This window comes from Luminiphilus sp. nBUS_16 (assembly GCF_051201645.1).
GTDB lineage: Bacteria > Pseudomonadota > Gammaproteobacteria > Pseudomonadales > Halieaceae > Luminiphilus.
Genome location: NZ_CP179205.1, coordinates 85,349 through 98,685 on the forward strand (window position 1 = coordinate 85,349; position 13,337 = coordinate 98,685).

Sequence of the window (13,337 nt, forward strand, 5' to 3'; positions counted from 1 at the left end):
TAACTATTATGAATGCACGCCAAGCAATGAGCGCTTACAGCAATACACAAATTCACTCAGGAATTATGGACGCTTCGCCCCACAAGTTAACGGCGATGCTCCTTGGTGGCGCCGCTGACCGGTTAAATGCTGCCCGGGGCGCTATTGAGAAAGGTGATGTTGCTCGGCGGGGCGAAATGCTGGGCAAAGCCATAAGTATTTTGGCTCAGTTGCAGGCCGATCTAGATATGAACCAGGGTGGTGAGATTGCACAAAACCTTGAGGCACTTTACGACTACATGATTCGAGGTTTGGTCGACGCCAATCGTGAAAATGATGCTGAAAAATTGGGTGAGATTCAGGTCTTACTCAGTGAGGTCAAGTCGGGTTGGGATGGTATAAAGGACCAGGTAGGGAGCTAATGATGGGAGTTGCAGTGATGGAGCCCCAAGCTTTAACCGACCTTGCAGAGCGCCGCGGGCAGTGCACTATGCTAGCTAATGTGCTCATGATGACACAGCAAATGTTAGATATTGCCCGTGGTGACAACTGGCACCAGGTCGCTAGCATGGAGTTAGAGCGCCGCGAGCTACTCAATGAGTGCTTTGCGACGGCGGTATCTCCCGAGCATTCCGAGATATTTTCAGAGGCTTTGGCCGCTATGCTGCACCTCAACGAAGAGCTGGTGGCGTTGCTTGATACTGCCAAAGCTGAGGCTGCTGCGCGGCATTCGGGGCAGGTGAATACGCGTCGGCAGATTAATCAATATTTAGACGTCGATCCGACCTAATTGTGGGCTTTATGCAAATCTTCGTGGCATTTTAGGAAAATTTCCTAAGACTTTGTCTTAAATTTTGCAAAAAGCGCGAAATTTTGCGAATTATTTTAAGAATTTTTCTTAAGTTGGCGTCAATTAACTGACATCGCAGCTTTCGCTTGGTACGTTCGCTATTCGTTAACAAGGTTGTAGCGAGCGCTACAGATTACCTTTTTATGGTTGGAACTGCGACAGCTGAAGTATTACCACAAACCCGAGTGAACCTTGATCAGGTGCTTGTGGGAGCAGGTAATTCCATTGCCAATCTTCGCAGTTTAGTGGCGCAAGTCGCTCCGAAAATGGCCAGCGTTTTGTTGCAAGGCGAGTCGGGGACGGGCAAAGAAGTGGTAGCCCGGGCCATTCATGACTGCTCTGGGCGCTCCCGAGCCCCCTTTGTTGCCGTTAACTGTGGTGCTATTCCCGCTGAACTTCTGGAAAGTGAGCTCTTTGGTCACGAAAAAGGGGCATTTACGGGTGCTGTTGCTGCGCGTAAGGGGCGTTTCGAATTAGCGGAAGGCGGCACGCTGTTTTTAGATGAGATCGGCGATATGCCTTTCGACATGCAGGTGAAGCTGCTGCGAGTTTTGCAGGAGCGTACTTTTGAGCGCGTTGGCGGCACCAAATTGCAAAAAGCCAATGTGCGTATTGTCGCAGCTACCCATCAAAACCTGGAGGGCAAGGTGGAGTCGGGTGATTTCCGCATGGATCTGTACTACCGCCTCAACGTATTCCCCATCGATGTGCCGCCACTGCGCGAGCGACCTGAGGACATTCCCCTTCTGGCTCAGCGCTTTATTGATCTGCAGCAAGAGCAAAATGGCGAGGTTATAAGTTTATCGCGAGATGCGCTCACGCAACTGTGCCAGTGTGAATGGCAGGGCAACATCCGTGAGCTGGGTAATCTCGTTGAGCGCCTCACGATTCTCTACCCGGGTGAAGTGGTCGATACTCAGAAACTGCCTAGTCGTTACGCCGCTAGTCAGGCCGATTGGGTTCAGACACCGCGACACGATCCCGAGGCCGTGGCCAAATTTATTGATGATTTGTTCAAGGATATGGACGATTCAACTCAGGAGAAGGTGGCTGTTTTGCCGGCGCCGGTAGACAGCGGTGCTGAAGACCTCTCCGGGCTTTTTGCCACCGTAGATGAGCTGCCCCCAGTGACGCCACACGTTGTAGATTTCTCGATAGGCGATATTGATTTAAAAGAGCACTTGGCGGAGATTGAGAGAGACCTGATCTTCGCTGCGCTTGAACATACTGACTGGGTCAATGCCCAGGCCGCAAAGCGGCTCAACCTACAGCGCACGACGCTAGTTGAGAAGATGCGTAAGTACGAGATACAGCGAACCTAAAACCAGCACAATCTGAGCGGCTCGTCAGGTCAATGGCTGCACATTACTAGAATAAAAAAATATTGAGTTAGGCACTTCCAGCATTAAAGCTGTGCACCCCGAACCCCGAACCCCGAACCCCGAACCCCGAACCCCGAACCCCGAACCCCGAACCCCGAACCCCGAACCCCGAACCCCGAACCCCGAACCCCGAACCCTGCTTAATTCATAAATGTATTAAGCGAGAAGTCAGGGGTTGGCCGTCATGCAAAGCAACATCCACGGCGGGCTTTAAAACCTAAAAGCAGACGGCAAAAAAACGCTAGCAACGATCAAAACGGGCGACCAAATCAACCCCCTGCTAGTGGCAGCGCGCTCAGGCTGTCTTTGAGACCGGCGTCAACAATCTGACAAGCCTTCGATAAAACCCCATAACTGGCTGTATTTAAATACATTTTTTGCCTAGGCATAAGCATTGCATTTCATACGGAAACGGCAAGACCGCGGCAAACTTTTGCCGCTGCCAAACCACTGAAGTGCCACCGAGCTATCGACATAGGCAATGAAATTGATGGAAGTTATGGAATTCAAAGATCATGCGACCCTTGCTAAGCCAAAGCTGATGAGTTTAGAGCAGGCTACCTTGGCCCGTGCCGGTGACGCTCTTGAGGCAACCCACGCCGCTATGGCACAACAAATAGCGCGTCTAACGGCCGAGTTAGAAGCGGCGCGACTGGCACGACGAGAAGAACATGCTGAGCGCGGGCGCCTACTAACCCGCTTGGCCTCGCTGCTCGATGCGCTGCCCGGCGGTGTCGTTATTGTCGACAGCGCAGGAAAAATTACCGAATCCAATCCACAGGCGGAGCGCCTGCTGGGTGAACCTTTAGAAGGTGAGAAATGGTCGGCAGTGGAAGCCCGAGGTTATTACCCCGATCACACCACTTTGGAAATTCATGGACGTCGCTTATCTGTTGAAGCCACCCACCTCGGAGACAACGGCGAAACCGTGGTCTTACTCAGCGATATCACCCGTCACCATACCGCGCAAGATGAGGCTTCACGTAAGCAGCGCTTAGTGGCTTTAGGCGAAATGGCTGCGCGCCTCGCCCACCAAATTCGAACGCCATTGTCATCAACAATGCTGTACTTAACTCTCATGGAATCTGACTTACCCAAAGCACAACGGCAAAATATTTGTAGTGATGTGCGTAGCCATCTGCAGCACATGGAGGCGCTCATCACCTCAATGCTGGGGTTTGTCAAAGGTCAGGGCAAGGTCACGGGGCATGTGAGTGTTGAAGCCGCATTAGCAGACGCCGTACAAAGCTGCACCGCCAATGTTGAAAATCAAAAGGCAGTCGTCACCGTCGATTCTTTTGGACCCGAGGCTCACCTTGAAGGTTGCCACGATGATTTGGTCGCAGCCTTTAGCAACCTCATTACTAATGCCCTCGACGCCTCCACATCAGAACCCAGTATCACCATAAGCAGCCGTATTCGAAACAATCGCCTCGCAATGATTCAAATTGCTGACCGCGGTTGCGGTATACCGGCTGCCGCCGTAGATCGCATATTTGATCCCTTTTTTACCACCCGAGCAGCGGGTAATGGCCTTGGCCTCGCTGTCGTGGCCGGGACCATTACTCAGCACGGCGGCACCATCCGGGCAGCGAACCGTCCGGGTGGCGGCGCCGAATTCACGATTTTGTTGCCCATTACACCGGTGGCGGAAGACCAGGCGGAGGCTGTATGAACGCGCCACAAGTTCTGATTGTAGAAGACGACGCGATACTTCGGGGCGCCTTGTGCCAAACCATGGAGTATGGCGGCTATCAAGTGCTTAACGCCCGTAACGGTAAAGATGCTTTGGCAGTCATGGATCGCGAGACCGTTGATTTGGTTATCAGCGATGTGCAAATGGATGAGATGGACGGTACCGAGCTTCTGCAAGTGGTGCGTCGCCGAGAGCCCTCCCTACCTTTTGTCATGATGACGGCCCATGGTTCAGTGCAGCATGCGGTGCAGTCAATGCGCGACGGTGCGACCGATTACCTGCAAAAACCTTTTGAGGCTAATGTTCTGCTCGAGCTGGTTTCCCGCATGGAAACCCAGTTACCCAGTCAGCAAACGAATATGATCGCAGAGGCGGCAAGCACTAAGCACGTGCTCGACCTAGCGTTGCGGGTTGCGCTTACCGATGCCACGGTTCTCATTAGTGGTGAATCGGGAACGGGTAAAGAAGTATTGGCTAGGGCGGTGCACGAGGGCTCTGAACGTCATGAGGGGCCTTTTGTCGCGCTCAACTGCGCTGCTATGCCCGAGAGCATGCTCGAGTCAATTTTGTTTGGCTATGAGAAAGGCGCCTTCACCGGTGCGCACCAAAGCCGACCTGGAAAATTTGAACAAGCAAACGGCGGGACTCTACTACTTGATGAAATTACTGAAATGCCTATCGAGCTTCAGGCCAAGCTACTTCGAGTGCTGCAAGAGCGCGAAGTAGAGCGGTTGGGTGGTTCAAGCTTAATCGATCTCGATGTGCGAGTCATTGCCACCACCAACCGCAAGCTGGCTGAAGAAGTGGCAGAGGGTCGGTTCCGAGAGGATCTGTTTTATCGCCTCAACGTTTTCCCTATTGAATTACCGCCCCTGCGTGACCGCGGTGATGACATAGGACCGCTGGTGCAACGTTTTCTGGGAAACCACGGGGGCGATCGTCTGCTTCAACTTAGCGACGAGGCGCTCAATAAATTATTAGGTCATCATTGGCCCGGGAATATTCGGGAGCTGGATAACTGCATTCAGCGCGCCATTATATTAACGGGCGGTCAGTGCATCGAACCCACAGCTGTTGTGTTTGATACCGCAGCTGAATCCACGTCTGAAGCACCAGCTGTACCTCCGGCCCTTGATGGTGATTTAAAGGCTCGCGAGCGAGAGTTAATTTTCTCAGCGTTAACCGCCGTCAATGGCAGTCGTAAAAAAGCATGCGAACGCTTGGGTATAAGCGAACGCACACTCCGGTACAAATTAGCGCGTTTTCGCGAAGAAGGGCACACCCTGCCCGGCAGTTTCGCCTAAATTACCGACATCAGATTAAGGATCTTATCCCATGAGTGACATAGCAATTAATCAGGTGCTCGCGCAGATGCGAACCATGGCCAGTCAAGCGACCAGCGAACCCAAATCGGGTTTGGATAGCGTAGGTGGTTCTGGATTTTCTTCTTTAATGTCGCAATCTCTCAATGAGGTGAATGAGTCGATTCAGGTCTCTAAAGGTTTGGCACAACAATTTGAGTCCGGCGATCCAACGGTCTCTCTGGCTGAGGTCATGGTGACCGCGCAAAAAGCCAGCTTACAGTTCACGGGCATGACGGAGGTACGCAACAAGTTATTAAACGCGTACCAAGAAGTCATGAACATGCAGGTTTGAGGCAGTAAATCATGGCAGATAATCCTATTCTTAATCGTGTGAGTGGCTTTGCCGCTCAGCCCGTAACCCGGCAGATGGCGTTGCTTATTGGCATGGCGGCCAGTGTCGCACTCGGTGTGGGTGTTATTCAGTGGGCTATGAAGCCTGACTTTCAGCCACTCTATGGGGCCATGTCTCCCGCAGACAATGCTACCGCCGTTAGTTTGCTTCAGGCCAACGGAATTCCCTACACCATGGCAGGAGGTTCGGGTTTATTAAGCGTTCCCAGCGACCAAATACCGCAAGCACGCATGGCACTAGCCAGTGAGGGCTTCCCGCGGGGAGGTGGTGTGGGTTTTGAGTCGCTTTATCAAGAGCAGGAAATGGGTTTGTCCAGTTTCATGGAACAAGCTCGCTACAACCGTGCAGTGGAGGCAGAACTGGCGCGCACTATTTCAGCGATGGACAGTGTTAAAGGCGCGCGGGTTCATGTAGCAGCCAGCAAGCAGTCGGCGTTCATTCGTCGCGGACAGGAACCATCGGCCTCCGTCATGGTGAGCTTATATCCGGGTCGTGGCCTCAGTGAGCGCCAGCTCGCCGGTATTGTGCATTTAGTGGCGTCGAGCATTCCGGAGCTTCAGGCTTCCAAGGTGTCAGTCGTCGACCAAGCGGGTAAGTTGCTGTCCAGTGAAGACGGTGAAGACAATGATTTTGGCTATACCTCGGAGCAGTTCAGAATTGCCCAGCAACTTGAAGACTCCTTAAATGACCGAATTGAAAGCATCCTCGAGCCGATTCTGGGCGTTGGTGCAGTCCGCGCTCAGGTGACAGCAGATCTCGACTTCACCCGGGTGGAAAGCACGAGCGAGCAGTATTCTCCCGAAACGATTATGCGCAGCGAGCAGACCACCGAAGACCTCACCTTGAAGTCAATCGCAGCAGAAGGTGCCCCAGGGCAGCTAGCCGATCAGCCTCCTGGTGCAGCAGATCCGGACAATGAAGAAAATGTCGTTGCAGAAGCCCCCAGTCCTACTCGGGAGAGCCGTAAAGCAACGCGCAATTTTGAGATGGACAAGACCATTAGCCACGTCCGCGAGGTTCCGGGCAAACTCCGTCGACTTTCGGTTGCCGTGGTGCTTGATTACGTGAGTGATGAGGACGGCAATCGCACAGCGTTGGAGCAAGGCCGGCTGGATGAAATTACGGCACTGGTCCGAGAGGCGGTTGGGTTTGATGATGCTCGGGGCGATACCGTGAGCGTGATCAACTCGCCTTTCGTGGCACCTGAGGCGCTGGAAGAAATACCTGAGCCAGGCCTGCTTGAGCAGGATTGGATCTGGCAGGTGGGTCGAGGAGCCTTGGCACTGATTGCGCTATTGATGTTGATCTTAACCGTGATCCGGCCACTGATTCGCTATTCCACCAGCTACACGCCGCCACCGCCGCCGCCTTCAGATGGATTGCCACAGCTGGCAAGCCCTCTCTCAGTAGACAGCGGCATAAATGATGACACGGTTGCCCTGAGTGGGCCGGCACAGGCGGCGCTTCCGGGCACCACCACCCCGGCTTACCACCAGAGCATTGCCATGGCGCGTAACGTGGTCAACGAACAACCCGCGCGCGCCGCTTACGTAGTAAAGAATTGGATGGCAACTGATGGCTAATCTTGAAGATATGAGCGGCGCAGAACGCGCCGCAATTTTTTTACTGGGTGTGGGGGAAGATACTGCCACTCAGGTCATGAAGCATCTGAGCGCCAAAGAAGTGCAGCAAGTTGGCGAGGCAATGGCCACAATCTCAGGCTTAACCAATAAAGACGTCAGCGGCGTGCTGGCCAAATTCTGTACCGAAGCGTCCGAGATTAATCCTTTGGCGGTTACGGCACCTGAATTTACTAAGCGCGTCATGACTACGGCATTGGGGGAAGGCCGTGCCAAAACCATTCTCTCTAAAGTACTCGACAAGCCTGAGGAACATTCCGGGGTCGACGCCTTGCATTGGATGGCCGCAGAGGCGATAGCCGCGGTACTCATTGAGGAGCACCCACAAATCGCAGCGACAGTGCTTACACAACTGGAGGACGATCACGCTGCCGAAGTTTTAGCGCTTTTTCCCGAGGAGTTTCAAAAGGATTTAATTTTGCGCATCGCTCGCATGCAAGAGCTCGATCCCCGTGCCATGGAAGAGCTTGATCGCGTGATGTCGAGTCAATTAGGCAAGCTCCAAAAAACGCCGCCGCGCAAGGTAAAGGGCGTCAACAACGCCGCCGCTATTCTTAATGCAACGTCCTCGTCTTTGGAAAAAACGCTCTTAGAGTCGTTGCAGAGCACCGACCAGGAACTGGGCGACGATGTGAAAGAGAAAATGTTCGTCTTCGATAATCTTATGTCACTCGATGATCGTGGCTTCCAGCGACTTATCCGAGAAATTGCCACTGAGGATTTGGTGGTGGCTTTAAAGGGTGTCGATGCCAGTTTGCAAGAGCGATTCTTTAATAATATGTCAGAGCGTGCTGCGGAAATTTTAAAGGACGATATGGACGCTAAAGGTCCGGTGAAGGTATCTGAGGTTGAAACCGCTCAGAAGCAGATTTTGATAAACGCCCAAACTTTAGCTGATGAAGGTGAAATCATGTTGGGTCGAGCGAGCGGTGATTATGTCTGAGTTAGCCAGTGCTGCGACTTGGCAGCCCCCCGCACTTAGAGTGATAACGGCTGCTGACGCCGAGGCGCAGCAGGTACAACGACTCGAAGAAGCTTGCGAGCGCGGCTACCAAGAGGGATTGCAACGTGGGCAGGAGGCTGGCCGAGCGCAAGCTGAAGCGTTAGTGGCTCAAATGACAGCGCTTTGGGACGGCATGCAGCAGCCCTTCGCCGACATGGAAGAAAACATTCACAGCCATCTTATGGGGCTGTCTGTGGCGATGAGTGAGGCGGTGATTCGACGTGAGTTGAGCACCGATCGAGATGCGATTGCGCGGGTTTTGACAGAGGCTCTATCGGCATTGGGTTTTGTCCAAACGGCGGTAGAGGTGAGTGTGAATCCTGCTGACCACGATGTGGTCACCGGCGTATTAAGCGGTGAAAATATTGACAGTCGAATTACGCCCGATCCCAATATTCAGCGAGGCGGCTGCATGTTGCGTGCCGATCGCGCGTTGGTTGATATGCGGGTTGAAACCATGGTTCGTGAGACTTTGACCACCATAGCAGGAGAAACCCGCAGGGTTGATGACAGCGGCCGTGAAACTGCCCCCGCGTTATCGGTGAGCGATATCGAATCGATAGCAGATCGTTTTAGTGGGCCGCCCTCAGCTGGAGCTAATCCGGCAGCGACTGGTGAAGAAAATGTCTGATGCCACCAACGTTCGCCAGGCACAGTTTGGTCGTTTTGCAGAGCGGCTTGGTGATCTTGCAGAAAAAGTGCAGGCGCCCAATCCCGTGGAAACTGGTCAGTTGGTGCATTTGTCGGGAATGCGGCTAGAGGTTGCTGGGTTACGTTCGCCGATTGGCTCGCGCTGCCTGATTCATGGCCACGTGCCGGTCGAGGCCGAAGTTATCGGCTTCCAAGGTGACCGATTGGTCATGATGTGCGAGGGCAGCGCCGAAGGGCTAAGACCCGGAGCTATCGTGGAGCCCCTTGAGGGCAGCGATCGCATACCGGTGGGCCCGGGTTTACTCGGCCGCGTGATCGATGGTGCCGGCAGACCTCTCGATGGCTTTTCGCCACCGTCGGGTGACATCACAGTGTCTATGCATGGCGAGCCCTTAAATCCGATGAATCGCGGTGCGCTAACCAAGCCCCTCGATGTCGGCATACGCGCCATCAATAGCTTGCTAACAGTCGCCCGGGGTCAACGTATCGGTTTGTTCGCTGGAAGTGGTGTGGGTAAGAGCACCTTACTGGGCATGATGACTCGTTTCACCGAGGCCGATGTCGTTGTTGTTGGTCTTGTCGGTGAGCGCGGCCGTGAGGTACGCGAGTTTGTCGAAGATAGCCTCGGTGCAGAAGGATTAAAGAAAGCGGTTGTGGTGGCTACTCCTGCCGACACATCACCCTTAATGCGGGTTGCTGGCTGTTGGCGTGCTACCGCTATTGCCGAATATTTTCGTGGTCAGGGACTCAACGTTTTGTTGCTCGTCGACTCGCTGACCCGATTTGCTCAGGCACAACGTGAGATTGGGTTGGCTGCCGGAGAACCCCCTGTTTCAAGAGGCTACACGCCTTCGGTGTTTTCAGTGATGCCCAACCTTATAGAGCGCGCAGGTAATTTGGGTGATGGCTCTATTACCGCAGTTTATACGGTACTCACCGAGGGCGATGACCTTCAGGATCCCATCGCCGATTCAGCGAGGGCAATTCTTGATGGCCATGTCGTATTGTCGCGCAAGATGGCAGACAGCGGTTTGTTCCCGGCTATCGACATAGAGGCATCTATCAGTCGAGCTATGCTACAAATTACCGACGACAGTCAGCAAGCGCATGCTCGCCAGGTGCGGGACGTATACGCGACTTATCAAGCCAATCGTGACCTTATTGCAATGGGGGCTTATCGGGCTGGTACAGATCCGCAAATTGATCTTGCGATTCGTCATCATAGTGCGGTTCATGAATTGATCGAACAGCCTCTAGGCCAAGCTGCAGACTTTGGAAGCAGCCTTGCAGAGCTGGCAAAGGTCTCTGAAGCCATGCAGCAGGATACCGGGCCGGCAACGCAAATACCGTTACAGCAAAAGCCGTCAACAACGATGCCGACACCGTTGGCCCCCGCGGCACGCTGACACCTAGCCTGTGCAAATAAAGCAACTGAGACTGGTAATTCGCCTGGCTGAAGAAAAGCGCGACCTGGCAGCAGGCCAATTGGCATCAGGTAAGGCGCAATGGCAGTTAGCCCAAGATCAGCTTGAGCAACTCCAGGCTTATCAGGATCAGTATGTCACTCAGGCAAAACGGGAGGCCCAGCAAGGCATATCCGCACAGGCTTTATTTGAGGGGCGCCGGTTTATTGCCGAGCTCGACGGTCTGATCATAAAACAGGGCCATGCCGTAGAGCAGCAGGGTGCAGTTTTGCAGTCGCTAAGCGAGCAATGGATGGATGCCGCACGCTATGTGCAGGCCTTGGAGCGGCTTAAAATTTTACGCACTTCACAACAGCAGCGGCTTCAGGATCGCCACGAGCAGCAGCTTGCCGACGATCTCTACGCCATTCGAAATACTGCCCCGAATTACACCTCGACCTAAACTTGGCATGGCCTTTGCAGTTTTCGGGGTAATAGCAATTTATACGTCGCCACGACACAAGGTCGGGCTAGATAACACAGTGAGCAAAGGACTTGGTTCCTTTAACTTTAATCCTGAAGTTCGTTTTTCATGATTGAAGAGCGGTTGGAGATAAAAGGTTATGAACACAGCAGGTTTAGAGGCAGTTTTGGTTGCCTTAAAAGCAGACTCTGCCCCGACTAGCGCCGAGAAAGCGGGGGCTGCAGAAGGCGAGGCGTTCAACGCTGCATTTGACGCAGCGGCACGCGACGCTGGCGAAGCGGCACCTGTACAGAGTGCTGCGCACGCGTCTATGAGCGAATCATCGAAGGTTTATCCGAGCCAACAGGCCGGCAAGGCCTTGCCCGATAACGGCAAAGAGCTGCCGAACCCTGAAAATTTCAATGTCGCGGGTGCAGTGACACCTGAAGATATTGCCGCAGATGCTATGTCGATGGGTGCCCTGACACCTTCGCCTTTCATGAAGGCGGCCCTCGATAAAGCGGCGGCCGTCACCTCAACGCCCGTGAGCCCCTCAAGTGCTTTGCCTCTCGCTAATTCGCCGAGTGAAGCGCCTCAGTCTCCACATCAGGATCTTATAGGTGCAAGTAGGAAACCCCTGGTTGGCGGTGTCAACACAGCCGCAGCTCATACGCCACCGTTAAAACCACAATCAGATCCCGTGGACGGGGATAATTTGATGGCTGGCAATTTGCGGAGCAAGTCAGCGAATACCGGCAGTATGGTGGGCGCAACAAGCCCGCCAATAAATCAGGCAGCACCGAGTACACCGGCCTCCCCAGGGGAAACCCTCAGGCAAAAAAATGCTTTAAGTGAGTTGAACTACAGTGCGGAGCAGAGGTACTCGCGCCCCATTCGTATTCCTCAAGCCAACAGCACTGCAGCGATTCCCACGCCAGAAGCGGACGCGCAATTGCGCCGCACTGAAGGTGGCAGTGGTGTCACTGCTGTGGCAGGTACTACACCGTTGGGCACTGCGGCCGCGTCCAATAACCCTAGTGCTGAATTTGCTAGCACGTTGGCGGGCGACGCCCTAGATGTGGTCTTAGATTCTAGCGCAGCGCGCGCTGGTGGTCCTCGCGACGGAAGGTCTTTCAATACTGAAGGCGCAGCGCGCGCACCTGATACCCTGATCAATCCCGGGTTGGGCGTTGCTTCAAGTTCACGTTCTGCAGAGTTACCAACCGCAACTGCGGCCACTCAGATGACCAGTTTTAAAGCATCTCCCGATGCGGCAGATTTCCCACAGGAAGTGATTGCCAAAGTGCGCATGATACAAGGGCAGGGCAATACCGAAGCTCGGCTAAATCTTCATCCAGCCGAACTAGGGCGCTTACAAATTGCCATCACATCTGAAGGTGATGCAACCCGAGTCGCCTTCGTTGTAGACAACGCCCAAGCGAAAGAAGCCCTTGAGCAGGCCATGCCACGCTTGCGGGAATTTCTTCAGCAGGCGGGTTTGCAGTTAGCAGAGGGCTCAGTCTCTCAGCAGGGTCATCAAGGCGGCGCTGCTCTTGCTCAAAATGACGCAGGCTCTAACGACATGCATGGTCCCGATAGCAGTGGTGATGACGAAGATGGTGTGTTTGCTAACGCGCCTGATCAGGGCGCCGACCCTAACCGCATTCTCGATGCTTATGCGTGAAAATCTGTGCAAGCAAGCCGGCGTTAGATTTGTTGCAAGTGGTGTTACGACTGCGCCAATTTGAACACCGATAAGCTGTGGGCTTGTACAGCTCAAATTTTTTCCTCTCTTCCACGCCTACTACTTTACGGCTAGGCTAGCCGGCAGGCTTTTCTGCCCGTCAAAACACTGACGCCCAGCAAAAATCCGACTATAAACTGTTGTTTAATATCAATAAATTCTGCGTGGTACGCGGGTTGCTTATCTGTTGATACAGGTTGATAGCAGTCCTGCCTCTGGGCAGAAACTGACAAAGGAATTGAAGCAATGGCTGAAGAAGAAGCCACCAGAAAGAAGAAATCTGAGAACGAGGAGCCCTCTGAAGGCAGCAGTGGCGGTAAGCGCAAGCTTATTTTGCTTATTGTAGGTGCCATGCTGCTTTTAGGCATGGGTATTGGTGCCGGTTTTTTTGTTGGCAACATGACGGCTGACGACCCAGATTCAGCCGAAAGCGCCGAAGTCGATGAGGAAGAGGAAGACAGCGACCGCGACCGCAAGAAAAAGGATGACCGCCACAATATTTACATTACGGTGGGTAAACTTCTTGCTGCTGTCGAGCACAACGGATCTACGCGATACATTCAGGCGGAAGTCGATCTAGTCGGCTATGAAAAGAGCGTTATGGATGACGCACAACATAACGTTCCAGCCCTCCGCAATCGCCTGTTACTCCTGTTTGCCTCTCAGAATTTTGAAGAAGTGCGCACGATCGCCGGACGCGAGCGTTTGCGCGTTGAATCTCTCAAAGCCGTGAATGATGTGCTTGAACTGGGTCCCAAGGGCGACCGAGTCGAAGACGTGTATTTCACGGCTTTTGTTATCCAATAGGTA

The 13,337-nt window shown here is 53.5% G+C and carries 13 protein-coding genes; all 13 read left to right on the top strand.

Translation table 11 applies throughout. The features are described from left to right. Positions 1 to 8: 8 nt before the first annotated feature. The 13 genes from fliS (at position 9) to ACMAY6_RS00470 (ending at position 13,334) form a co-directional block, all read left to right on the top strand. Positions 9 to 401 (top strand): flagellar export chaperone FliS, encoded by a 393-nt coding sequence (gene fliS / locus ACMAY6_RS00410; RefSeq protein WP_435213471.1) that lies wholly within the window; start codon positions 9 to 11, stop codon positions 399 to 401. Positions 402 to 403: 2 nt separating this feature from the next. Beyond that, entirely contained in the window at positions 404 to 769 is a 366-nt protein-coding gene (locus ACMAY6_RS00415) for a flagellar protein FliT (RefSeq protein WP_435213473.1), read from the top strand. A 203-nt stretch (positions 770 to 972) separates the two neighbouring features. Further along, a complete protein-coding gene (locus ACMAY6_RS00420; RefSeq protein WP_435213474.1) occupies positions 973 to 2,151 on the top strand; it encodes a sigma-54 interaction domain-containing protein in 1,179 nt (392 codons plus the stop codon). Between the two features lie 541 nt (positions 2,152 to 2,692). Further along, entirely contained in the window at positions 2,693 to 3,886 is a 1,194-nt protein-coding gene (locus ACMAY6_RS00425) for a sensor histidine kinase (protein ID WP_435213476.1), read from the top strand. Beyond that, positions 3,883 to 5,211 (top strand): sigma-54-dependent transcriptional regulator, encoded by a 1,329-nt coding sequence (locus tag ACMAY6_RS00430; protein WP_435213478.1) that lies wholly within the window; start codon positions 3,883 to 3,885, stop codon positions 5,209 to 5,211. The genes ACMAY6_RS00425 and ACMAY6_RS00430 overlap by 4 nt, the downstream gene beginning before the upstream one ends. Positions 5,212 to 5,242: 31 nt before the next feature. Then, positions 5,243 to 5,563 carry a flagellar hook-basal body complex protein FliE gene (gene fliE / locus ACMAY6_RS00435; protein ID WP_435213480.1) on the top strand — a complete coding sequence of 107 codons (321 nt, stop codon included), beginning with the start codon at positions 5,243 to 5,245 and terminating at the stop codon, positions 5,561 to 5,563. 11 nt (positions 5,564 to 5,574) lie between these two features. Next, the gene (gene fliF, locus ACMAY6_RS00440) at positions 5,575 to 7,206 is read left to right on the top strand and encodes a flagellar basal-body MS-ring/collar protein FliF (RefSeq protein ID WP_435213482.1); all 1,632 of its coding nucleotides are present in this window, start codon (positions 5,575 to 5,577) and stop codon (positions 7,204 to 7,206) included. Beyond that, positions 7,199 to 8,206, top strand: a complete 1,008-nt coding sequence (fliG, locus tag ACMAY6_RS00445) for a flagellar motor switch protein FliG (protein WP_435213483.1) — start codon at positions 7,199 to 7,201, stop codon at positions 8,204 to 8,206. Before fliF ends, fliG begins: the two co-directional genes overlap by 8 nt. Beyond that, complete coding sequence (locus ACMAY6_RS00450) at positions 8,199 to 8,897, top strand: FliH/SctL family protein (protein WP_435213485.1); 699 nt, start codon at positions 8,199 to 8,201, stop codon at positions 8,895 to 8,897. Before fliG ends, ACMAY6_RS00450 begins: the two co-directional genes overlap by 8 nt. Continuing rightward, on the top strand, positions 8,890 to 10,323 hold the full coding sequence (locus ACMAY6_RS00455; RefSeq protein WP_435213487.1) for a FliI/YscN family ATPase: 1,434 nt from the start codon (positions 8,890 to 8,892) through the stop codon (positions 10,321 to 10,323). Before ACMAY6_RS00450 ends, ACMAY6_RS00455 begins: the two co-directional genes overlap by 8 nt. Positions 10,324 to 10,333: 10 nt before the next feature. Then, the gene (gene fliJ, locus ACMAY6_RS00460; RefSeq protein WP_435213489.1) at positions 10,334 to 10,783 is read left to right on the top strand and encodes a flagellar export protein FliJ; all 450 of its coding nucleotides are present in this window, start codon (positions 10,334 to 10,336) and stop codon (positions 10,781 to 10,783) included. 160 nt (positions 10,784 to 10,943) lie between these two features. Then, the gene (locus ACMAY6_RS00465; protein WP_435213491.1) at positions 10,944 to 12,467 is read left to right on the top strand and encodes a flagellar hook-length control protein FliK; all 1,524 of its coding nucleotides are present in this window, start codon (positions 10,944 to 10,946) and stop codon (positions 12,465 to 12,467) included. 306 nt (positions 12,468 to 12,773) lie between these two features. Beyond that, positions 12,774 to 13,334, top strand: a complete 561-nt coding sequence (locus ACMAY6_RS00470; RefSeq protein ID WP_435213493.1) for a flagellar basal body-associated FliL family protein — start codon at positions 12,774 to 12,776, stop codon at positions 13,332 to 13,334. Positions 13,335 to 13,337 lie beyond the last annotated feature (3 nt).